The sequence below is a fragment of the Streptomyces sp. NPDC054887 genome (assembly GCF_053610585.1).
In genome coordinates, this window is the sequence record NZ_JBSGYQ010000003.1 from 108,548 (window position 1) to 130,099 (window position 21,552).

Sequence of the window (21,552 nt, forward strand, 5' to 3'; positions counted from 1 at the left end):
CGGGTGATACTTCCGCCGAGGCGGAAGACCCACAGTCCCGCGCCACTAGACTGCTTCCTACATACACGCGTCAGGCCCACAGCGTCGTGCGTCTTCCACGCGGCTAGCCCCTCCACCGCCTGCGGCCGTCGGGACGGCCGTCCGCAAAGGACCAGTGAGGACTCACGTGAGCTCGAAACCTGTCGTACTCATCGCTGAAGAGCTGTCGCCGGCCACAGTCGACGCCCTGGGCCCGGACTTCGAGATCCGGCAGTGCAACGGCGCCGACCGGGCGGAGCTGCTGCCGGCCATCGCCGACGTGGACGCGATCCTCGTCCGCTCCGCCACCAAGGTCGACGCCGAGGCCATCGCCGCCGCCAAGAAGCTGCGCGTCGTCGCCCGTGCCGGCGTCGGCCTGGACAACGTCGACGTCTCCGCCGCCACCAAGGCCGGCGTCATGGTCGTCAACGCGCCGACCTCCAACATCGTCACCGCCGCCGAGCTCGCCTGCGGCCTGCTCGTCGCCACCGCGCGCAACATCCCGCAGGCCAACACCGCCCTCAAGAACGGCGAGTGGAAGCGCTCGAAGTACACGGGCGTCGAGCTGAGCGAGAAGACCCTCGGCGTCGTCGGCCTCGGCCGCATCGGCGTCCTGGTCGCGCAGCGCATGTCGGCCTTCGGCATGAAGATCGTCGCGTACGACCCCTACGTGCAGCCCGCGCGCGCCGCGCAGATGGGCGTCAAGCTCCTCTCGCTCGACGAGCTGCTGGAGGTCGCCGACTTCATCACCGTGCACCTGCCCAAGACGCCGGAGACGCTCGGCCTGATCGGCGACGAGGCGCTGCACAAGGTCAAGCCGACCGTGCGCATCGTCAACGCCGCGCGCGGCGGGATCGTCGACGAGGCGGCGCTGTACTCCGCCCTCAAGGAGGGCCGGGTCGCCGGTGCCGGCCTCGACGTGTACGCGAAGGAGCCCTGCACGGACTCCCCGCTGTTCGAGCTCGACCAGGTCGTCTGCACCCCGCACCTCGGCGCCTCCACCGACGAGGCCCAGGAGAAGGCGGGCATCGCGGTCGCCAAGTCCGTGCGCCTGGCGCTCGCCGGTGAGCTCGTGCCGGACGCGGTCAACGTCCAGGGCGGCGTCATCGCCGAGGACGTCCGTCCCGGCCTGCCCCTCGCCGAGAAGCTCGGCCGGATGTTCACCGCGCTCGCTGGCGAGGTCGCGGTGCGGCTCGACGTCGAGGTGTGCGGCGAGATCACGCAGTACGACGTCAAGGTGCTCGAACTGTCCGCCCTCAAGGGTGTGTTCGAGGACGTCGTCGACGAGACGGTGAGCTACGTCAACGCGCCGCTCTTCGCGCAGGAGCGCGGCGTCGAGGTCCGTCTGACCACGAGCTCGGAGTCCCCGGACCACAAGAACGTCGTCACGGTGCGCGGCACGCTCTCCGGCGGCGACGAGGTCTCCGTGTCCGGCACGCTGTCGGGTCCCAAGCACCTCCAGAAGATCGTCGGCATCGGCGAGCACGACATCGACCTGACGCTGGCCGACCACATGGTCGTCCTGCGCTACCAGGACCGTCCCGGTGTCGTCGGCACGGTCGGCCGCATCCTCGGCGAGGGCGGCCTGAACATCGCGGGCATGCAGGTGTCGCGCGCCGACCAGGGTGGCGAGGCGCTGGCCGTCCTCTCCGTGGACGACACGGTCCCGGCCGCTGTGCTGGCCGAGATCGCGGAGGAGATCGGCGCCTCCTCGGCCCGCTTCGTGAACCTGGCCGACTGACGCACTCCCTCGGCTCGGCACCGTGCCCGGGACGCAGGGCCGCTCGTACGACAGGTACGAGCGGTCCGCGTCCCGGGCGCGGTGCTGTCACCGCCGATGCGCGGGGCCGGCGGTCCGCGCGTCCCCGCCAGGGGGGCGAAGGAAGGGGCTGCGCGGCGCGGGCCGGCTATCGGCGGACGGGGGTCAGCACACCCAGAGGCCGTCCGCCTTGTCGTTGTTGGCGCTGCCGACGTTGGAGCTGGACGACGGGGCGGTGGACGTCCACAGCAGGGCCCAGGAGCTGCCCGTCCAGTTGTAGACGTGCGTCTGCGTGCCACGCGTCTGGTTGTTGTGCCAGGACGTCGTCTTGTCGTTGAAGCCCCAGTTGGCGAGGTTCTCGAAGTTGCAGTCCGACCAGGTCAGCCGGCGGCCGTCGAAGTTGGAGTGCTCGTACAGGCACGTCCAGGCGTAGCTGCAGTTCGGTGTGCCGAGCGCGCCGGCCGGCTCGTTGACGGCGCGGGCCCGCTTCTCGCCGGGTAACGGGAACGTCATGACGGCCTTGCCGCCGCGCCAGGAGACCTGGTTGACGCCGATCTGCCGGCCGCCGGGCGTGCGGGCGAGCTGTTCGTCGATCTGCTTCTGGAGTCCCGCGACCTCGCTCTTGCTGAGGCCGGCCTGCCGCGCCTCGGACGCGATCCGGGCTTCGAGCGGAGCGGAGGCGGAGGTCGGGCCGGCCAGGCCCACGACCGCGACGGCAGTCGCGGTGGCGGTGACGGCGAGCTTGGTGCTTCTGCGCATGGGAGGTGCGTTCCCTTCGCTCACGTCGCTCCGGTCTCTCCGGAGCGACGCACACGCTAGTGACGCGACCGGTGCGCCTCCAGAGGCTTTCTGGTCGTACGCCCCCTTGCGCGACGGCGGGTGCGGCGGCCGGGCGCCCGCGGCGCCGCGGCCCCCGGAGGGCCGCAGGTGGGACGCGGTCCCCGGGATCGCGCGGCCGGACGGGGGCGGGGGCGCCCCGTTATGACGGGCCCGCCGGCCGGGCCGCGCACCGCCCGGAATGAGTCAACCCGTGATCGGCTACAGCCGGGCGGCCTTGAGGGACATGTGCAGCAGCAGCCGGTCCTCGCCGTCGTGGAGGTCGAGGCCGGTGAGCTGCTCCACGCGGGACAGCCGGTAGTAGAGCGTCTGGCGGTGGATGTTCAGGACGCTCGCGGTGCGGCCCGCCTGGCCGGCGCAGTCCAGGAACGCCTCCGCCGTGCGGGCCAGTTCGGCGTGCGCGGGGTCGAGCAGGGGGCGCACGGCGGGGTCCACCGGGTGCCCGGGACCGCTGTCGGGCAGCGCGGCCAGCAGACGGTACGGGCCGATCCCCGACCACTCGGCGACCGGTCCGAGGTGGGGCCGGGCCAGCGCGGCCCGGGCGGCGGCCGACGCCTCGCGCCACGCGCCCGGCAGGCCGTCGAGCGCCGGGACCGGGGTGCCGATGCCGACGACCGGACCGGGCCCGCCGACCAGGCTCCCGGCCGCCCGGTGGGCGGGGGAGAGGTCGGCCTTCGTACGGATCCGGACCAGGGCGGCGAGGCGCGGGCCCGCCGGGCCGGGCACCGGAAGCAGGCACAGCGCGGCCGCGCCCGGGACCTTGCGCACGCCCGGCACGTCCCCGGTCCACGGGGCGACGCACAGCAGGGCGTACGGCCCCGAGTCGCCCAGCGCCGCACCCAGCGTGGCCAGCGCCGAGGAGCGGCCGTCGGCCGAGTCCGCGGTGAGCAGGGTCAGCAGGTGGGGCCCGAGGTCGGCGCGGGCGCGGGCCTCGTCCGCCAGCAGGTCGCCGATCCGGGCGCAGACCGCCATCGCCGCCTCCGGCACCGGTCCCGGGGAGCCCTCGGCGCCGGCGAGGAGCCAGACGTAACCGTGGACGACGCCGCGGTGGCGTACGGGAAGGCAGAGCCGGCCGCGCAGCACGCCCGCCGCCGGGTCGGCGGGGATGTGCACCGGGCCCTCGGCCGTGGCGATGCCGAACTTCTCGAACCAGGCGCGGACCTCGGCCGTCGAGCGGCGGGTCAGGATCGAGCGCGTACGGACCGGGTCCAGCGTCGTTTCGTCGAAACCGCTGCCGCTGTCGTGGGCGCCGAACGCGATCAGCCGGAAATCGCGGTCCTCCAGCGTCGCCGGGGCGCCGAGCAGCGCCGAGATCTCGTCGACCAGGTCCTGGTAATCGCCTTTCACGCTTCCCATTCTCGCATTCCTTCAGACATCTGTATGAGATACGGGACACGGATGCGTGACAGCTGTCGATGGCCGCACGCCCGGGCGATCCTTAGATTTCACGGTGGTCATCCGTGCCGTGACACTTTCCCCTGGTCGCGGCCCCCTTCAAGCCTTATCCGTGGAGGTGCCCCGTGCTGGGTCCCGTGATCCTCGCCGCCTCGCGCAGCGACAAGATGCGCCGTTTCGTGTCGGCGGCCCCGGGCACCAAACAGGTCGTCGGCCGGTTCATCGCCGGTGAGACCGTCGAGCAGGTCGTCCCGATCGTCCGCGACGCCGCCGACAAGGGCCTGGAAGTGACGCTCGACGTCGTGGGGGAGGACATCACCACGCCCGAGCAGGCGATGGCCGCCCGTGACGCGTACCTGGAGCTCGTCGAGCACCTCAAGGGGCTGGGACTCGGCGAGCGGGCCGAGATGTCCGTCAAGCTGTCGATGTTCGGCCAGGCGCTGGCGGGCGGGCACGAGCTGGCGCTCGCCAACGTCCGCCCGGTGGTCGAGGCCGCCGCCGCGATCGGCACCACGGTCACGCTCGACGCGGAGGACCACACCACCCTCGACTCGATGTTCGCCATCCACGAGGAGCTGCGGAAGGACTTCCCGCGGACCGGCTGCGTCATCCAGGCGTACCTCTTCCGCACCGAGGACGACGCGCGCCGCCTGGCCGCGGCCGGCAGCCGTGTCCGCATCGTCAAGGGCGCCTACAAGGAGCCCGCCTCCGTGGCGTACCAGGACAAGGCCGAGATCGACAAGGCGTACGTGCGAATCCTGAAGATCCTCATGGCGGGCGACGGCTACCCGATGATCGGGTCCCACGACCCGCGACTGATCGCCGTCAGCCAGGAGCTCGCCCGGCGCGCGGGGCGCAAACTGGATGAGTACGAGTTCCAGATGCTGTACGGGATCCGCAGCGAGGAGCACGTGCGGCTCGCGGCAGAGGGCCACCGGATGCGTGTGTACACCGCGTACGGCACCGACTGGTACGGCTACTTCATGCGACGCCTCGCGGAGAAGCCGGCCAACCTGCTCTTCTTCGTCCGCTCGATGATCACCAAGAACTGATGATCACCAAGAACTGACCCAGGCTGACCCAAGGGCCGAGCCCTTCCACCCCTCACCAAGGAGTCAAGGAACTCATGGACGCTGTGACCCAGGTCCCCGCCCCGGTCAACGAGCCGGTGCACACCTACGCCCCCGGTTCGCCCGAGCGGGCGCGTCTCGAAGCCAAGCTCAAGGAGCTTGCCGAGAACCCCGTCGACCTCCCGATGACGATCAACGGCGAGAAGCGGATGGGCGGCGGCGAGCGGTTCGACGTCGTGCAGCCGCACAACCACAAGGCCGTCCTCGGCACCGCCGCGCACGCCACGCAGCAGGACGCGCGGGACGCGATCGACGCCGCCCTGGCCGCCGCTCCCGCGTGGCGCGCGATGTCCTTCGACGACCGCGCGGCGATCATCCTGCGCGCCGCCGAGCTGCTGTCGGGCCCGTGGCGCGAGACGATGGCCGCCTCGACCATGCTCGGCCAGTCGAAGACCGTGCAGCAGGCCGAGATCGACACCCCGTGCGAGCTCGTCGACTTCTGGCGCTTCAACGTCAAGTACGCCCGCGACCTGCTCGCCGAGCAGCCGCCGGCGAACTCCCCGGGCGTGTGGAACCGGCTGGACCACCGTCCGCTGGAAGGTTTCGTCTACGCGATCACGCCCTTCAACTTCACCGCCATCGCGGGCAACCTGCCGACCGCTCCCGCCCTCATGGGCAACGTCGTGGTCTGGAAGCCCTCCCCGACGCAGACGCACGCAGCCGTGCTGCTGATGCAGCTGCTGGAGGAGGCCGGGCTGCCCAAGGGCGTCATCAACCTGGTCACCGGTGACGGCATCGAGGTCTCCGAGGTCGCCCTCAACCACCGCGACCTGGCCGGCATCCACTTCACCGGCTCCACCAAGACCTTCCAGTACCTGTGGAAGACGGTCGGCAACAACATCGAGAAGTACCGCACGTACCCGCGTCTCGTGGGCGAGACGGGCGGCAAGGACTTCGTCGTCGCGCACCCGAGCGCCGACCGCGCGGTCCTCAAGACCGCGCTGACCCGGGGCTCCTTCGAGTTCCAGGGCCAGAAGTGCTCGGCGTCCTCGCGGGCGTACGTGCCGGCCTCCATCTGGAACGACGGCTTCAAGGAGGAGTTCGCGGCCGAGGTCGACGCCATCACCATGGGCGACGTCACCGACCTGTCGAACTTCATCGGCGCCGTCATCGACGAGCGTTCCTTCGCCAAGAACAAGGCCGCGATCGACCGCGCCGCCGCCGACCCGACCTGCACGATCGTCGCGGGCGGCACGTACGACGACTCGGTCGGCTACTTCGTCCGCCCGACGGTCATCGCGTGCACGGACCCGGCGAACGAGGTCTTCACGACCGAGTACTTCGGTCCGATCCTCGCGGTGCACGTCTACGAGGACGAGAAGTACGACGCCATGCTGGAGCAGATGGAGTCGGCCTCCGACTACGCGCTGACCGGCGCCGTCATCTCCCGCGACCGCGCGGCGGCGGCGTACACGATGGACAAACTGCGCTACGCCGCGGGCAACTTCTACATCAACGACAAGTCGACCGGCGCCGTCGTCGGCCAGCAGCCCTTCGGCGGCGGCCGCGCGTCCGGCACCAACGACAAGGCCGGCGCCCCGCAGAACCTCCAGCGCTGGACCCTGACCCGGGCCATCAAGGAGACGCTGGTCCCGCCGACCGACTACACCTACCCGCACCAGGGCTGACCGGCCCGGCGCGCGCCCCCTCGCGCGCCACGCGAACCCCGCCCCCGTCCCGGCCCCCACGCCGGACGGGGGCGGTCCCGTGAGCGGGCCTCAGATCTTGCGCCAGCGGGCCATGGCGAAGGAGAACAGGCCGAACATGGCCAGGCCGACGGCTATGAGCGCCAGCAGCCACGGGCCCGCCGGGGTGTCGGAGAAGGAGCGCAGGGTGTCGTCGATGCCCTTGGCCCTGTCGGGCTCGTAGTCGACGGCCGCCTTGACCGCGAAGCAGCCGAGCACGGCGAAGACCGCGCCACGCGCGATGCCGCCGGCCACGCCGGTGGTGTCGACGGCCCGCCGGGTGCGGCCCCGCAGCGCCTGTGCCTTCAGGTGCTTGTGGTACTTGCGCAGGGCCGCCCGGCCCGCGATCCACACGCCGGTGACCGCGATGGCCAGGCCGCCGATCCCCACGAGCCACTGCCCGGCCGGGAGTTCGAGGGCGCGGGCCGTCACGTCCTCCGACTGCTGGTCGCTCGATCCGCTGCCGCTGCCGCCCTCGCCCGCCGCGAACGACAGCACGCTGTACGCCACGAAGCCGTAGAACAGGCCGCGGGCCAGGGACATCAGGCGCTTGCGGGCCTTGTGGCCGTCGGAACCGGCCGCGCCGAAGCAGGCTTCCGACAGCCGCCACAGCGCCATGCCCACCAGGGCGATGCCCAGCGCCCACAGCAGGAGCGAGCCCAGCGGCTGCGCCGCCACCTCCGCCAGCGCGCCGCCCCGGTCCGCCTCCCGCTCGCCGTCGCCCAGCGCGATGCGCAGGGCCAGCACGCCGACCAGCAGGTAGAGCACCCCGCGCGCCACGAATCCCCAGCGCGCGGCCGCCTCCATGGCCGAACTGTCCGAAGCCCTGCGCGCGGTGATCCTGCCGCGGCGGGTCAGTGCCCAAGCTCCCATGTCTCGCCTCCTTCGTCGCAGTCCATGTGCCCCGAAGCGGGCGCGGAAACCTGCGGGCCGCGCCGGGCGGGGCCGGCGCGGCCCTGACGGCGCGCACGTGGACTGACCGATTCCGGCCGCCGCCCCGCCCTCTTGGGCGGCGGCCCTGCGAGAGTGCCCGCATGAATGCTGTGCGCACCGCCCACACCGCCGACCTCGAACCCGCCGCGCTCGACGAGATCCGCGCCCTCCTGGACGCCGCCTTCGACGGCGAGTTCGACGAGGACGACTGGGACCACACCGTCGGCGGCGTGCACGCCGTCGTCCGCGACGAGCGCGGCCTCGCCGCCCACGGCAGCGTCGTGCAGCGCCGCGTCCTGCACGGCGGCAGGTCGCTGCGCGTGGGGTACGTCGAAGGGGTGGCCGTACGGGCGGACCGCCGCAGGCAGGGGCTGGGGAACCGGGTGATGGAGGCGCTGGAGCGGGTGATCGACCGCGCGTACGTGCTCGGCGCGCTGTCGGCGTCCGACGACGGGGCGGCGCTCTACGCCGCACGCGGGTGGACGGTGTGGCCGGGGCGGATCGCGGCGCTGGGTCCGGACGGCGCCGTGCCGCTGCCGGACGAGGAGGGCTCGACGTACCTGCGGGCCGTGACCGGGCTCCCCGACGCGGCCGAGACCCTGCTGTTCGACTGGCGGGGCGGCGACCTCCTCTGAGCGCACGCCCTCGGGGGCGCGGGCCGTGCCGGCGCGGGGGCCTGCCCGGTACCCGGTGACGTACGTGCCCGTCACCCCCCTGACGTACCCGGCCCGGCACCGGCGACGTACGCGTCCGGCACCCCGTGACGCAAAAGAAACGTGCACGTACCTAGCGGTAACAAACAGCGGCGTGCCAGATTTCCGCATGCCACCGGCCGGCGGCTTCCCTCACTGATACGCCCTAGCGGCTTAGCGCAGGAGTTCCGCCGTGTCCGGATTCCGCTCCACGAATACGCCCAGACCCACCCGCGGCCGTCACCGCGCCCGGCGCCTCGCCGCTGCCGCGCTCGCCCTCCCCCTGGCGTTCGGCGCCGTACTGACGGCCGGGGCCGCTCCCTCGGCCGCGAGCCCCGGCGCCGGCCCGACCGCGATCGTCTCGATGGGCGACAGCTACATCTCGGGCGAGGCGGGCCGCTGGCGCGGCAACAGCCTCACCAACAGCGGCAGCCGCGACGGCACCGACCGCGCGTGGACGGGCAGCGGCTACGACCCGGCCCTCGTGTACGGTCCGACGGCCGCGAACGGCTGCCACCGGTCCGACTCGGCCGAGGTGCGCAGCGCCACCGGCACCACCCAGGCGCTGATCAACATCGCCTGCTCGGGGGCCACCACCCAGAACGTCTTCCGCGCCGCGAACGGCGGAGTCCCGTACAAGGGCGAGGCCCCGCAGGCCGACCAGCTCGCGGGCATCGCCGCGGCGAACGACGTGAAGGTCGTCGCGCTGTCGGTCGGCGGCAACGACCTCGGCTTCGCCGACATCATCACCACCTGCGCCGCGGACTACATGGTCTGGTACTCCTACTGCCACGACGACCAGCAGGCCGTCGTGGACTCGAAGATCGACCGGGCGATGGCCGGCGTGGGCAAGGCCGTCGACGAGATCCGCGCGGTGATGTCCGCCCAGGGATACGCCGCTTCGGCCTACCGGATCGTCCTCCAGTCGTACCCCTCGCCTATCCCCAGGGCCGCCGAGAACCGCTACGCGGAGAGCGGCTGGAGCCGGGTCTCCACCGGGGGATGCCCGTTCTGGAACAAGGACTCCGACTGGGCGCGCGACTCGCTCGTGCCGCAGATCGCGAACCGTCTCAAGGGTGTGGCCGCCGCCAAGGGCGCGCAGTTCCTGGACCTGCGCGACCTGCTCCAGGGGCGTGAGGTGTGCGCCAGGCAGAGCAGGCTGGTGAGCGCCTCCCAGCCGGCGTCCGCCGCCGCCAGCGAGTGGGCGCGCTGGATCGACAGCGACTCCACGCAGGGGCCGGTGCAGGAGTCCATGCACCCCAACCACTACGGCCAGCTCGCCCAGGGCCGCTGTCTGGCCCTGATCCACGCGGCGACGGGCAGCTCCTACACCTGCCGCAACACGGCGGGGGCGGACGCTTCGAGGATGTACCTCACGGCCTCCTGACCACGTGACGGCCGCGCCTCCCGGGGGGCGCGGCCATGATCGCGTCTCAGATAGTAGGAAGTCCGAGTAATTGTGGAGACAGGCGCTCCGGCCTCGCTTAGCTTGGTGGGAGCCGAACGTCTCGCTCCATCAGCGAACGGCGGTCGCGAGCCCGTGCCCCATGCAGGTAACCCCTGCGGCACCTGCTCCCCGCCCCTTCCGGCGCCCTGAAATCATTCTGATCTCAAGGAGTCGATCACCATGGCCGAGACCGCCCGCCGCGTCCGCCACACCCCCCGTTCCAACGACACCGACCGCGAGCAGGCGGCCGCCGCCCTCCAGCGGGCGCTGGACCGCCGCGACAACGGCGGCGCCACCGGCCACTGAGCCGCCGGCGGCGCCCGCCGCGCCCGGCTAACGGCCGCGCCGGATCTCGAAGTGGTCGACGCGCTCGCCCGATTCGGCGAGCGCGGAGACCTTCAGCCTCGGCCGGGCGCCGGTCTCGGCCTCCACGGCGAGGAACGAGAAACCGGTGTAGCGGACCCGCGACCACTCGACGGTGTCCGGGTCGGGCAGCCGCGCCTTCGTCCAGTGGAAGCTGACGATGTGGTCGTGGTCGTGGACGTTGCCCTCGTAGCTGTCCTTCACGCCCGGCCCGAACCCGTACAGGTCCTTGCCCGCACCGCCGGCGGTGACGTACACGATCCCGTCCCGCGTCGGGTCGGTCGAGGCGCCGACCGGTACGGGCTTGCCGACCTCGCCGCCCCGGATGGCGTCGGTCCGCTCGTACACGTGGTTGTGCCCGTTGATCACCAGGTCGACCTGGTGCCTGGTGAAGAGCGCCAGCCACGCGTCGCGGACGCCGCCGTCGGAGCCGTGCGTCGACGTCGAGTACGCGCAGTGGTGGAAGAAGACGACGACGAAGTCGATGTCGTCGTGGCGCCGCAGCTCGCCGAGCCGCTTGTCGAGCCAGGCGGTCTGCGCCCCGTCGCTGTAGCCCCGGTTGGCGGGTATCTCGTACGACACGTCGTTCGCGTCCAGCGCCACGACGCCGACGTTGCCGTACGTGAAGGAGTAGACGCCGGGGGCGTTCGCCGCGTCGGGCCCGTTGTCCGGCAGCGACCAGCGGGCGGACTGGCCGCCGTAGCCGTTGGGGGAGTACCAGGCCTCCATGTCGTGGTTGCCGGTGGTCACCATCCACGGCACCCGGGAGGCCACGCTCTCCGTCTGCGCGAGGAACTGGTCCCACACGCGCGCGTCGTAGGTGTCCGACTCCCGGCCGCGCCCGCTGCTGTCCGCGTAGCAGATGTCGCCGGCGTGCAGGTGGAACGACGGGTTCTGGCCGAGGATCAACTGGTCGTTGGCGAGCGCGTCGTAGCTGACGCCCTGGTCGCCGAAGGCCGTGAAGACGAAGCTCTCCGGTCGCGCGGGCGCGGTGCGGAACGAGCCGATCGACGAAAGGCCCGCCGGGTGCGAGGCGTCGGCCGGGTCGAACCCGTCGTGCCCCACCCCGTAGTAGTACGTCGTCCCCGGCTTCAGCCCGTCCAGCCCCACGTGCAGGTAGAACTGGTCGACCGCGGGGAGCTTGCGGGACAGCGACGGCGTGTGCAGGGCGCGGACCTCGGCCTCGATCTTCCGGCTCAGCTCCCACGGCCGCAGACCCACGCGTACGAACGGGCGCCTGACCGCGAAGGGGACCTGCCACGAGATCCGCATCTGCGTCTTCGGGTCGGCGCCGAAGGCGAGATGGCGGCCGAACGGCGCGACGAGCGACCCGTCGACGCGTGCGGCGGCCGAGGCAGGAAGCAGGGTGGGGGCTGCGGCGGAGTACGCCGGCTGCGCGCCGCCGAGCAGGGCGGCGCCGCCCACGGTGGCGGCGGACGAGGCGATGACCCGTCGGCGGGAGAGTCTCGTCCGCAGGTACGCGTGCTGCTCCGGCATGCTCATGCCGCGCGCGATCTGCTCGGGGATACCGGTGCGGGGGGTGTCGGCCATGGAAACGAACTTCCCAGTAACCGCCAACTCCGGCCAGTACTGCGGGTGAACAGAAGCTGTCGGGAAGGTGCGTCCGAATGGCGGACGCCCGGTGTCAGAGGCTGGGACGCGGGAGTAGGGTGCCGACATGTCTCGCAGCATCAATCTCGCAGTGGTCCCCGGTGACGGCATCGGCCAGGAGGTCGTGGCCCAGGGGCTCAAGGTCCTCAACGCCGTCCTCCCGCAGGATGTGAAGCTGCAGACCAAGGAGTACGACCTCGGCGCGCAGCGCTGGCACCGCACCGGAGAGACCCTCCCGGACGCGGAGCTCGACTCCCTCAAGCAGCACGACGCCATCCTGCTCGGCGCGATCGGCGACCCGTCCGTGCCGTCCGGCGTCCTGGAGCGCGGGCTGCTGCTCAAGCTGCGGTTCGCCTTCGACCACTACATCAACCTGCGCCCGTCGAAGCTGTTCCCCAACACCGCCACGCCGCTGGCCGGCCGTCCCGACATCGACTTCGTCGTCGTGCGCGAGGGCACCGAAGGCCCGTACACCGGCAACGGCGGCTCCATCCGCACCGGCACGGAGCACGAGGTCGCGACCGAGGTCAGCCTCAACACGGCGTACGGCGTCGAGCGCGTCGTCCGTGACGCGTACGAGCGCGCCAACGCCCGCCCGCGCAAGAAGCTGACGCTGGTCCACAAGAACAACGTCCTCGTGTACGCCGGCCACATGTGGAAGAACATCTTCGACAAGGTCGGCCAGGAGTACCCCGAGGTCACCACCGACTACCTGCACGTCGACGCCGCGACGATCTTCTTCGTCACGCAGCCGGAGCGCTTCGACGTCATCGTCACCGACAACCTCTTCGGCGACATCCTCACCGACCTCGCCGCGGCCGTGACCGGCGGCATCGGCCTGGCGGCCTCCGGCAACATCAACCCGACGGGCGCCTTCCCGTCGATGTTCGAGCCCGTGCACGGCTCCGCGCCCGACATCGCGGGTCAGGGCAAGGCCGACCCGACGGCCACGATCCTCTCCGTCGCCCTCCTCCTGCGCCACCTCGGCTTCGAGACCGAGGCCGGGCGCATCGAGGCGGCCGTCTCCGCCGACCTCGCGGAGCGCGACGGCAGCACGGTCCGTACGACGGACGAGATCGGCGACGCGCTCGCGGTACGCGTAGCGGGCTGACCCGACGGACTCCTCCCACAGCCGCCGGGTCGCAGACACCCGGCGGCTGTGCTTTGCCGCGGCCGGGTGGGACCATCAACCACGGGCCGCATCACACGCCGTTTCATGCACGCGCTCCCACGGGCGATAATCGAACGTGGGGCCGCGGTATGAGGGGAAGCTCGGACGTCCTACTAGGCGTGAGCGCGGTCCACCACACACAAACGGTGAAGGACACGCACTCATGACGACGCCCACGATCGAGCTCAAGCCCTCCTCGCACCCGCTGTCCGACGCGGAGCGCGAGGCGATCCTGGCCAACCCCGGATTCGGCCGCCACTTCACCGACCACATGGTGACGATCAGGTGGACCGAGGGCCGTGGCTGGCACGACGCGCAGCTCGTGCCGTACGCGCCGCTGTCCATCGACCCGGCCAACATGACCCTGCACTACGCGCAGGAGATCTTCGAGGGCCTGAAGGCGTACCGCCGCCCCGACGGCTCGGTGGCCACCTTCCGCCCCGACGCCAACGCCAGGCGCTTCCAGACCTCGGCGCGCCGGCTGGCGATGCCCGAGCTGCCGGTCGAGACCTTCATCGCGGCGTGCGACGCGCTGGTCCAGCAGGACAAGGCGTGGGTTCCGCCGCACGGTGGCGAGGAGTCCCTCTACCTGCGCCCGTTCATGATCGCCAACGAGGTCGGGCTCGGCGTGCGGCCGGCCAACGAGTACCTCTTCATCGTCATCGCGTCGCCCGCCGGCGCGTACTTCCCCGGCGGCGTGCAGCCGGTCTCGGTCTGGCTGTCGGAGAACTACGTGCGCGCCGTCCCCGGCGGCATGGGCTTCGCCAAGACCGGCGGCAACTACGCGGCCTCGCTGCTCGCCTTCGCCGAGGCGGCGGAGAAGGGCTGCGACCAGGTGGTCTGGCTCGACGCGCTGGAGCACAAGTGGGTCGAGGAGATGGGCGGCATGAACCTGTACTTCGTGTACGGCGACAAGATCGTCACCCCGGCCCTCACCGGCTCCCTCCTCGCCGGCATCACGCGTGACTCGCTGCTCCAGCTCGCCCGCGACCTCGGTTACGAGGCGGAGGAGGGCCGGATCTCCACGGAGGCGTGGCGGCGCGACACGGAGAACGGCACGCTCACCGAGGTCTTCGCCTGCGGCACCGCCGCGGTGATCACCCCCGTCGGTTCGGTGAAGTCCGAGGGCGCCGAGTGGGTCCAGGGCGACGGGCAGCCGGGCAAGGTCACGATGGAGCTGCGCAAGCGGCTCCTCGCCATCCAGACCGGCACCGCCGAAGACGTCCACGGCTGGACCCACGAACTGGGCTGATCCCGTCCGCCACGCACACGGGGCCGCGCCCGGCACCTTCGCCGGGCGCGGCCTCGTGCGTCAGCGTGCCGGACGGGCCGGATCCGGTGAAGGCCGGCGGACCAGCAGGTCACCCCAGGACCGGTTCCGCCACCGCTGCCTCCAGCGCCGGTGCCCACGCCAGCAGCCGCTCGTCCGCGCCCCGGCCGCCGACCAGTTGCAGGCCCATCGGCAGGCGGCCCGTACGGCGCGTTCGTACGCACAGTGACGGCAGCCCCGCGTGGCTCCAGGGCAGGCACATGACCGAGCTGCCGGTGGTGGCGAGGCCGCGCGGCGCCGGGCCGGTCGCGGCCGGGGTGACCCACAGGTCGACGCCGTGAGCGCTCGCCGCCGACGCGATGCGGTCCCGGAAGGCCTCGCGCTCCCGCACCGCCCGCCCGTACTCCTGCGCCGTGACCGCCTGCCCCTCGCGGATGGCCCTCACCGTCTCGGGGCGGTACAGGGCGCCGTATTCCGCGAACCACCCGGCGTGGGTCCGGGCGACCTCGTAGCGGTTCATCGTGAACAGCTGGGCGCGGATCCGCTCGAAGTCGTCCATGACGGGCACCCGGCGGACGTCGAAACCCGCCGCGCGCAGCAGGCCGACGTGCGCGTCGAACGCGTCGAGCGCCTCGGCGCCGGCGCACCGCAGGTAGGGTCCCGCCGGGATGCCGAGCACCGGCAGGCCGTCGCCCGGGGCGACCGGCCGCCAGTCGTCGCACACCGCCGCGGCGGCCAGGGCGACCCCGGCGACGTCGGCGGCGTACACGCCCAGCGTGTCGAAGGACGGGGCGTTGGCGATCACACCGTCCATGGGGATGCGTCCGTACGTCGGCTTGAAGCCGGTCACCCCGCAGTAGGCGGCCGGGCGGATCATCGAGCCCACCGTCTGGGTGCCTATCGCCAGCGGCACCGCACCCGCGGCGACGGCCGCCGCCGAACCGCTGCTGGAACCGCCCGGCGTGTGCTCGGGGTCATGCGGATTGCGGGTCGGCCCGGGGGCCAGGACGGCGAACTCGGCGGTCACCGTCTTGCCCGCGACCAGGGCCCCGGCGTCCTTCAACCGGCGTACGACTGTGGCCTCTTCGCCCGCGAGCGCTTCGGCCGGCAGCGCGGAACCGGCCCGCGTGTCCAGCCCCGCGGCGTGCACGATGTCCTTGACGCCGACCGGGACCCCGTACAGCGGCGGCCGTGCGGCGGCGTGGGGCCATCGGGCAGCGGCGGCCGACGCCTCCGCCGCCAGCCTCCCCTCCCGGTCCGGCTCGGGTACGAACGCGCCGATGCGCGCGTCCAGTCGGTCGATCCGGCCCGTCAGGGTGGCGGCGTCGCGCCCGTGGCTGTCCATGCGCAGCAGGTTAGGCGCGCGAGGCCGGCGCCGGGAGCGGACCGGGCGCCCCGCTCCCGCTCCCGGCCTCATGCGTACGGCCGCCCTAGGCGGGTGCGGGGGTCTCCGGCTCGGCCGGGGTTCCGGGCGCCGGGTCCGTCGCGGCGGGTACCGCCGGGCGGGAGCCCGCCGTCAGGGCCGCGTACGCCACGCCGCCGACCAGGCCGGAGAGGACGAAGCTGCAGTCGACGCCGCCGGTCAGGGCCAGCAGCGGGCCTTCGTACACCGTCGTGGAGACCGCGGCGAGGCCGACCGCCGCGCCCAGCGCCCAGGACACGGTGGCCTGGACGTTCCAGCCCGAGCGGTACCAGTAGACGCCGCCCTTGGCACGGCGGTTGAAGACCTGGAGGGCGTCCGCGTCGTACTCCCCGCCGCAGCGCACGTACCCGATCAGGGAGATGACGGCCCAGGGCGTACCGACGGCCGTCAGGAGCAGCACGAACGACGTCATCGCGGACTGCACCGACCAGGCGAAGGAGCCGACGAACACGAAGGCGGTGGCGACGGCGGCGGCGATCACGGTCGCCCGGGTGCGGGTCGCCCGCGGCACGATCGCGTCCAGGTCCAGGCCCATCGAGTACAGCATCAGGCCGGCGTTGCCGACGGAGCCGGCCGAGGCCGCCAGGAGCAGCGGCACCAGGTACCAGACGGGCGCCGCCTCGACCAGCGGTCCGGCGTAGTCGAGGCCCGCGCGGGCGGCGAGGGCGGTGTACGTACCGAACAGCTGCGGCACGAGCAGGCCGAGCAGCAGACCCAGACAGGTCGCCCGGAGCACCGAGCGGGAGCTGTGGCGGCGCGGCGAGACGTAGCGCGTGTAGTCGCCGAGCAGCGTGATGAAGGCGACCGGGCCGCTCAGTCCGGCGGCGACGGCCGCGAGCAGCCAGGTCGGCCAGAACGAGCCGAGCAGGTACGGGGTGTCCGGGGGCGCGGCGGTGGTGAAGTCCCCCGCGTACGCGTAGACGCCGGCCAGCAGCAGGACGACCATGCCGACCGACAGCACCTTGCTGAGCCGCAGCAGCAGCTTGTAGCCGTACACCGCCGCCACGACCGTGGCGGCCGCGAGCACGCCGTACATGAGGGCGCGCGAGGCCCCGCCGTCCGGCAGGCCGGTGAGCCGGGAGAGGGTCCCGACCATCACGTCGCCGCCGATCCAGAGCGTGAGCGCCGTATAACCGAGCGAGAGCAGCAGGCCGACGACCGACCCGACGAGCCGGCCGCGTACGCCGAACTGGGCTCCGCTGGAGGTGGAGAGGTTGGTGGCCGTGCGAAGGGAGATGAGGGCGAGCGGTGCCGTGACCGCGATGCCGGCCAGGGTGCCGACGACGATCGACGTCACGGAGGGCCACAGGCCCAGGCCGAAGGAGGGCGGCAGCCATCCGAAGACGATGACGCCGAGGCAGAGGTTCGAGCCGAGAAGGATGGAGACGAGGTCGCGCGGCCCGCTGGTGCGTTCCTCTTCGGGGATCGTGTCGACTCCGCGCTGTTCTATCGGCATGGCTGGGTCCTCCCGGTCCGCCGGACAACAAAGTTTTGAGTGCTGTTCAATGTGACTTGCCTCAAGGTGGCGCGTCAATGTTTCCCGCGCATTAATCTCGTGGTTAGAGTGAAGTTCAAAACTTTGGGAGGTGTGGCGGCGTGCGACTGACCCCGACGGAACGCGACCGGCTGCTGCTGTTCGGAGCCGCCGAACTGGCGCGTGCGCGCCGGGCGCGCGGGCTGCGGCTCAACGTGCCGGAGGCGACCGCGCTCATCGCGGACACGGTCTGCGAGGCGGCCCGCGACGGGCGGCGGCTCGCCGAGGCGATCGAGGCGGCCCGCTCCGTGCTCGGCCCCGACGACGTGCTGCCGGGTGTGGCCGATGTGGTGACCGAGGTGCATGTGGAGGCCGTGTTCGACGACGGCTCACGGCTCGCCGTCGTGTCGTCCCCGATCGGCGGCGCCACCCTGGGCGACGACGCCCCCGGCGCGGTGCTGCCCGGCCCGGCGGACGCGGAACCCGAGCCGTCGGTGCGGCTGACCGTGCGCAACACGGCGAGCGTCCCGGTGAGCGTCACCTCCCACTTCCACTTCTTCGAGGCGAACCCCCGCCTCGACTTCGACCGCTCGGCGGCGTACGGCATGCGGCTGTGCGTACCGGCCGGGTCGTCCGTCCGCTTCGACGCGGGCGGCGAGGCCGAGATCGGCCTGGTCCCGATCGGCGGCGACCGGGTCGCGATCGGTTTCGCGGGCCTGGTCGACGGCCCGCTGGACGCGCCCGGCGCGAAGGAAGAGGCCCTGCGCAGGGCCGTGGCCTGCGGCTACCTGGGAGCGCGGGCCGAAGGAGGAGCTGAGGCATGAGCATCGATCCGCACGAGTACGCCGCCGTGCACGGCCCCCGCGCGGGGGACCGGGTCAGGCTGGGCGACTCCGGGCTGACCGTGCGCGTCGAGTCCGACGCGCAGAAGCCGGGCGACGAGTTCCTGGCCGGCTTCGGCAAGACCGCCCGCGACGGGCTGCACCTCAAGGCCGCCGCCGTACGCGAGACCTGCGACGTCGTCATCAGCAACGTGCTGGTCATCGACGTGGCGCAGGGCATCCGCAAGGTGTCGATCGGCATCAGGGAAGGCCGCATCCACGCCGTCGGACGGGCCGGCAACCCGGACACCCTCGACGGCGTGGACGTCGTCGTGGGCACCGGTACCTCGATCGTCTCCGGCGAGGGCCTCATCGCCACGGCGGGCTCCGTCGACACGCACGTCCACCTGCTGTCGCCGCGCATCATGGAGGCGTCGCTCGCCTCCGGCGTAACGACGATCATCGGCCAGGAGTTCGGCCCGGTCTGGGGCGTCGGCGTCAACTCGCCCTGGGCCCTGCGCCACGCCTTCGGCGCCTTCGACGCCTGGCCCGTCAACATCGGCTTCCTCGCGCGCGGGTCCTCCTCCGACGGCGCGCCGCTCGTCGAGGCGCTCGCGGAGGGCGGCGCGTCCGGCTTCAAGGTGCACGAGGACATGGGCGCGCACACCCGCGCCCTGGACACCGCGCTGCGCGTCGCCGAGGAGCACGACGTACAGGTCGCCCTGCACAGCGACGGCCTGAACGAGTGCCTGTCCGTCGAGGACACGCTGTCCGTGCTCGAAGGCCGTACGATCCACGCCTTCCACATCGAGGGCTGCGGCGGCGGGCACGTCCCCAACGTCCTGAAGATGGCGGGCGTGCGCAACGTCATCGGCTCGTCCACCAACCCCACCCTCCCCTTCGGGCGGGACGCGGTCGCCGAGCACTACGGGATGATCGTCTCCGTCCACGACCTGAAGACCGACCTGCCCGGCGACGCGGCCATGGCCCGCGACCGGATCCGCGCCGGGACGATGGGCGCCGAGGACGTGCTGCACGACCTGGGCGCGATCGGCATCACCTCGTCGGACGCGCAGGGGATGGGGCGCGCGGGCGAGACCGTGCGCCGTACGTTCCAGATGGCCGGCAAGATGAAGGCCGAGCTGGGTCCCATGGAGGGCGACGGCCCGGACGACGACAACGCCCGCGTCCTGCGCTACATGGCCAAGCTGACCATCAACCCGGCCATCGCGCACGGCCTCGCCCACGAGATCGGGTCGATCGAGGTCGGCAAGATGGCCGACATCGTGCTGTGGCGGCCCCAGTACTTCGGCGCGAAGCCGCAGATGGTCCTGAAGTCGGGCTTCCCGGCGTACGGCGTCACGGGCGACCCCAACGCGGCGACCGACACCTGCGAGCCGCTCGTCCTCGGCCCGCTCTTCGGGGCGTACGGCGCGACGCCCGCCGACATCTCGGTGGCCTTCGTCGCCCGGGCCGCGCTCGACCGGGGCAACGACCTCATGCCGACGCGCCGGCGCCGCGTCGCCGTACGCGGCACGCGCGGCATCGGCCCCGCCGACCTGCGCCTGAACTCCCGTATCGGGCAGGTGGGGGTGGACGGACACAGCGGGCTCGTCACGCTCGACGGCGACCCGCTCCGCTCCGAACCCGCCGACTCGGTCTCCCTCAACCGTCTCTACTTCCTCTGACCCGGTAAGGACCCCCCATGACGTACCGCATGCCCGCCGAATGGGCCCCGCACGAGCGCACCTGGATGGCCTGGCCCGGCCCCAACGTCACCTTCTCCGACGAGCAGGAGCTCGCCGCCTCCCGCGCCGCGTGGGCGGGCGTCGCCCGCGCCGTACGCGCCTACGAGCCGGTCACCGTGGTCTGCGGCCCCGGCCAGTCGGACGGCGCCCGCGAGCTGCTCGGCCCGGACATCGAACTGGTGGAGCGGGAGCTCGACGACGCCTGGATGCGCGACATCGGCCCGACCTTCGTCAAGGACGACGAGACCGGTGAACTGGCCGCAGTGGACTGGGTGTTCAACGGCTGGGGAGCCCAGGACTGGGCGACCTGGGAGCACGACTCGAAGATCGCCGCCGTGGTCGCCGATCTCACGGGGGTGCCCACCCTCAGCTCCCCGCTCGTCAACGAGGGCGGCGGCATCCACGTCGACGGCGAAGGCACGGTCCTGCTCACCGAGACCGTCCAGCTCGGCCCCGAGCGCAACCCCGGGTGGACGCGCGAGCAGGTCGAGGCGGAGATCCACGCCAAGCTCGGCACGACCAAGGCGATCTGGCTGCCGCGCGGCCTGACCACCGACTACCCGCCGCACGGCTACGGCACCCTCGGCCACGTCGACATCGTCGCCGCGTTCGCCGCGCCCGGTGTCGTCCTGGTCCACACCCAGCCGGACCCGTCGCACCCCGACCACGAGCCGTGCAAGGCGAACGTCGAGCTGCTGCGCGCGCAGACGGACGCCAAGGGCCGCCCGCTCGAGGTCGTCGAGGTGCCCGCCCCCACCAGGGTGAAGGTCGACGGCGACTGGGTGGACTACTCGTACATCAACCACTACCTCTGCAACGGCGGCGTCGTCCTGTGCGCCTTCGACGACCCGCGCGACGAGGAGGCGGCCGAGATCTTCCGCGGCCTCTTCCCCGACCGTACGGTCACGCTCGTCGACGCCCGCGAGATCTTCGCGGGCGGCGGCGGCATCCACTGCATCACCCAGCAGCAGCCCGCGGCACGGGGCTGATCGGGTAAAACATACGAGTGAATGTGAACGCCTCATGACCCGGTCCGGTGCCGATTCCGGGGCCGCCAAGCCGCCGTCCCGCCGTCGCAACTCCGCGCCGCCGCGCGAGACGATGCTCGCCGCCGCCATGGCGAGCATCGCCGAGCACGGTCTGGAGCGGCTGACCATGGCCGGACTCGGTCGTGAGGTCGGAATGAGCAGCGGCCACCTGCTCTACTACTTCCGCAGCAAGGACGAGCTGCTCCTCCAGACGCTCGAATGGAGCGAGGAGCAGCTCGGCATGGACCGCAGGGCCGCGCTCGCCCGTCAGGTCCCGGTCCGCGAGCGCCTCGACGCGTACGTCGACCTGTACGTGCCGTCGGGGCCCCGCGATCCGCACTGGGCGCTGTGGCTCGAACTGTGGAACCGTTCGCACGCCGTCGACGAGGAGGCCAGGGCCCGGCTCCTGGACATCGAACTGTCCTGGCACCGCGACCTGGTCGCGCTCCTCGTCGAGGGCGCCTCGCGCGCCGAACTGCGCACGGTGGTCGACGCCGACCGCTTCGCGACCCGGATACGGGCGCTGCTGGACGGGTTCAGCACGCACGTGGCGATGGGCCTGCCCGGCTCGGAACGCTCCCAGGTGCTGGCCCAGATCGGTGAGTTCCTCGACGAGACGCTGCACTGAGCGGAGCGCGGGGACACGGACGGGGGCGCCCGCATGATGAGACGGGGATACCACGCCGGGGCAGACGTGCCAGACTGCCCTCGTGTTCTCGTTCGCCGTGATTATGGGCAACAGGCGCG

At 72.2% G+C, this 21,552-nt stretch carries 18 protein-coding genes; 12 read left to right on the forward strand and 6 right to left on the reverse strand.

All coding sequences use genetic code 11. The features are described from left to right. Window positions 1–166: 166 nt before the first annotated feature. The gene (gene serA / locus ACWGH0_RS02885) at window positions 167–1,759 is read left to right on the forward strand and encodes a phosphoglycerate dehydrogenase (protein WP_453402331.1); all 1,593 of its coding nucleotides are present in this window, start codon (window positions 167–169) and stop codon (window positions 1,757–1,759) included. A gap of 183 nt (window positions 1,760–1,942) precedes the next feature. On the opposite strand, the gene ACWGH0_RS02890 is transcribed toward serA, so the two are convergent. Together ACWGH0_RS02890 and ACWGH0_RS02895 are read right to left on the reverse strand one after the other, a co-directional pair. Then, entirely contained in the window at window positions 1,943–2,536 is a 594-nt protein-coding gene (locus ACWGH0_RS02890; RefSeq protein ID WP_453402332.1) for a peptidase inhibitor family I36 protein, read from the reverse strand. A 279-nt stretch (window positions 2,537–2,815) separates the two neighbouring features. Further along, a complete protein-coding gene (locus ACWGH0_RS02895; RefSeq protein ID WP_453402398.1) occupies window positions 2,816–3,961 on the reverse strand; it encodes a PucR family transcriptional regulator in 1,146 nt (381 codons plus the stop codon). Window positions 3,962–4,134: 173 nt separating this feature from the next. Between ACWGH0_RS02895 and ACWGH0_RS02900 the strand changes: the two genes are divergently transcribed. Both ACWGH0_RS02900 and pruA read left to right on the forward strand, forming a co-directional pair. Then, on the forward strand, window positions 4,135–5,061 hold the full coding sequence (locus tag ACWGH0_RS02900) for a proline dehydrogenase family protein (RefSeq protein WP_453402333.1): 927 nt from the start codon (window positions 4,135–4,137) through the stop codon (window positions 5,059–5,061). A 74-nt stretch (window positions 5,062–5,135) separates the two neighbouring features. Next, on the forward strand, window positions 5,136–6,767 hold the full coding sequence (pruA, locus tag ACWGH0_RS02905) for an L-glutamate gamma-semialdehyde dehydrogenase (RefSeq protein ID WP_453402334.1): 1,632 nt from the start codon (window positions 5,136–5,138) through the stop codon (window positions 6,765–6,767). A gap of 90 nt (window positions 6,768–6,857) precedes the next feature. On the opposite strand, the gene ACWGH0_RS02910 is transcribed toward pruA, so the two are convergent. Continuing rightward, window positions 6,858–7,697 carry a DUF1206 domain-containing protein gene (locus ACWGH0_RS02910; RefSeq protein ID WP_453402335.1) on the reverse strand — a complete coding sequence of 280 codons (840 nt, stop codon included), beginning with the start codon at window positions 7,695–7,697 and terminating at the stop codon, window positions 6,858–6,860. Window positions 7,698–7,858: 161 nt separating this feature from the next. Between ACWGH0_RS02910 and ACWGH0_RS02915 the strand changes: the two genes are divergently transcribed. From ACWGH0_RS02915 to ACWGH0_RS02925, 3 genes are all read left to right on the forward strand, one after another. Further along, window positions 7,859–8,392, forward strand: coding sequence for a GNAT family N-acetyltransferase (locus ACWGH0_RS02915; RefSeq protein ID WP_453402336.1), 534 nt, complete (start codon window positions 7,859–7,861; stop codon window positions 8,390–8,392). Window positions 8,393–8,642: 250 nt separating this feature from the next. Further along, window positions 8,643–9,836, forward strand: a complete 1,194-nt coding sequence (locus tag ACWGH0_RS02920; RefSeq protein WP_453402337.1) for a GDSL-type esterase/lipase family protein — start codon at window positions 8,643–8,645, stop codon at window positions 9,834–9,836. Between the two features lie 240 nt (window positions 9,837–10,076). Next, window positions 10,077–10,202, forward strand: coding sequence for a hypothetical protein (locus ACWGH0_RS02925; RefSeq protein WP_453402338.1), 126 nt, complete (start codon window positions 10,077–10,079; stop codon window positions 10,200–10,202). A gap of 27 nt (window positions 10,203–10,229) precedes the next feature. Here ACWGH0_RS02925 and ACWGH0_RS02930 read toward each other — a convergent pair whose 3' ends face one another. Further along, on the reverse strand, window positions 10,230–11,810 hold the full coding sequence (locus ACWGH0_RS02930) for a purple acid phosphatase family protein (RefSeq protein ID WP_453402339.1): 1,581 nt from the start codon (window positions 11,808–11,810) through the stop codon (window positions 10,230–10,232). 127 nt (window positions 11,811–11,937) lie between these two features. Between ACWGH0_RS02930 and ACWGH0_RS02935 the strand changes: the two genes are divergently transcribed. Beyond that, window positions 11,938–12,981, forward strand: coding sequence for a 3-isopropylmalate dehydrogenase (locus tag ACWGH0_RS02935; RefSeq protein WP_453402340.1), 1,044 nt, complete (start codon window positions 11,938–11,940; stop codon window positions 12,979–12,981). Window positions 12,982–13,204: 223 nt separating this feature from the next. Further along, window positions 13,205–14,293, forward strand: a complete 1,089-nt coding sequence (locus ACWGH0_RS02940) for a branched-chain amino acid aminotransferase (protein WP_453402341.1) — start codon at window positions 13,205–13,207, stop codon at window positions 14,291–14,293. A gap of 109 nt (window positions 14,294–14,402) precedes the next feature. Here the strand turns inward: ACWGH0_RS02940 and ACWGH0_RS02945 are convergent, their stop codons facing one another. Both ACWGH0_RS02945 and ACWGH0_RS02950 read right to left on the reverse strand, forming a co-directional pair. Continuing rightward, on the reverse strand, window positions 14,403–15,656 hold the full coding sequence (locus ACWGH0_RS02945; protein WP_453402342.1) for an amidase: 1,254 nt from the start codon (window positions 15,654–15,656) through the stop codon (window positions 14,403–14,405). Between the two features lie 85 nt (window positions 15,657–15,741). Further along, a complete protein-coding gene (locus ACWGH0_RS02950; RefSeq protein WP_453402343.1) occupies window positions 15,742–17,190 on the reverse strand; it encodes a cytosine permease in 1,449 nt (482 codons plus the stop codon). Between the two features lie 140 nt (window positions 17,191–17,330). Here ACWGH0_RS02950 and ureA point away from each other — a divergent pair, with 140 nt between their 5' ends. From ureA to ACWGH0_RS02970, 4 genes are read left to right on the forward strand one after another with little or no spacing between them, the layout of a single operon-like run. Continuing rightward, window positions 17,331–18,032 (forward strand): urease subunit gamma, encoded by a 702-nt coding sequence (ureA, locus tag ACWGH0_RS02955; RefSeq protein ID WP_453402344.1) that lies wholly within the window; start codon window positions 17,331–17,333, stop codon window positions 18,030–18,032. Beyond that, window positions 18,029–19,717 (forward strand): urease subunit alpha, encoded by a 1,689-nt coding sequence (locus tag ACWGH0_RS02960; protein ID WP_453402345.1) that lies wholly within the window; start codon window positions 18,029–18,031, stop codon window positions 19,715–19,717. Before ureA ends, ACWGH0_RS02960 begins: the two co-directional genes overlap by 4 nt. A gap of 17 nt (window positions 19,718–19,734) precedes the next feature. Then, window positions 19,735–20,766 carry an agmatine deiminase family protein gene (locus tag ACWGH0_RS02965; RefSeq protein WP_453402346.1) on the forward strand — a complete coding sequence of 344 codons (1,032 nt, stop codon included), beginning with the start codon at window positions 19,735–19,737 and terminating at the stop codon, window positions 20,764–20,766. A gap of 34 nt (window positions 20,767–20,800) precedes the next feature. Further along, entirely contained in the window at window positions 20,801–21,433 is a 633-nt protein-coding gene (locus ACWGH0_RS02970) for a TetR/AcrR family transcriptional regulator (RefSeq protein ID WP_453402347.1), read from the forward strand. The last annotated feature ends 119 nt before the right edge of the window (window positions 21,434–21,552 follow it).

Bases quoted from the DNA above. Each gene is read 5' to 3' on its own strand.
- ACWGH0_RS02915 (WP_453402336.1), top strand. From the start codon at position 7,859: ATGAATGCTGTGCGCACCGCCCACACCGCCGACCTCGAACCCGCCGCG.
- pruA (WP_453402334.1), top strand. From the start codon at position 5,136: ATGGACGCTGTGACCCAGGTCCCCGCCCCGGTCAACGAGCCGGTGCAC.
- ACWGH0_RS02960 (WP_453402345.1), top strand. From the start codon at position 18,029: ATGAGCATCGATCCGCACGAGTACGCCGCCGTGCACGGCCCCCGCGCG.
- ACWGH0_RS02940 (WP_453402341.1), top strand. From the start codon at position 13,205: ATGACGACGCCCACGATCGAGCTCAAGCCCTCCTCGCACCCGCTGTCC.
- ACWGH0_RS02910 (WP_453402335.1), bottom strand. From the start codon at position 7,697: ATGGGAGCTTGGGCACTGACCCGCCGCGGCAGGATCACCGCGCGCAGG.
- ACWGH0_RS02965 (WP_453402346.1), top strand. From the start codon at position 19,735: ATGACGTACCGCATGCCCGCCGAATGGGCCCCGCACGAGCGCACCTGG.
- ACWGH0_RS02930 (WP_453402339.1), bottom strand. From the start codon at position 11,810: ATGGCCGACACCCCCCGCACCGGTATCCCCGAGCAGATCGCGCGCGGC.
- ACWGH0_RS02950 (WP_453402343.1), bottom strand. From the start codon at position 17,190: ATGCCGATAGAACAGCGCGGAGTCGACACGATCCCCGAAGAGGAACGC.
- ACWGH0_RS02970 (WP_453402347.1), top strand. From the start codon at position 20,801: ATGACCCGGTCCGGTGCCGATTCCGGGGCCGCCAAGCCGCCGTCCCGC.
- ACWGH0_RS02925 (WP_453402338.1), top strand. From the start codon at position 10,077: ATGGCCGAGACCGCCCGCCGCGTCCGCCACACCCCCCGTTCCAACGAC.
- ACWGH0_RS02935 (WP_453402340.1), top strand. From the start codon at position 11,938: ATGTCTCGCAGCATCAATCTCGCAGTGGTCCCCGGTGACGGCATCGGC.
- ACWGH0_RS02945 (WP_453402342.1), bottom strand. From the start codon at position 15,656: ATGGACAGCCACGGGCGCGACGCCGCCACCCTGACGGGCCGGATCGAC.
- ACWGH0_RS02890 (WP_453402332.1), bottom strand. From the start codon at position 2,536: ATGCGCAGAAGCACCAAGCTCGCCGTCACCGCCACCGCGACTGCCGTC.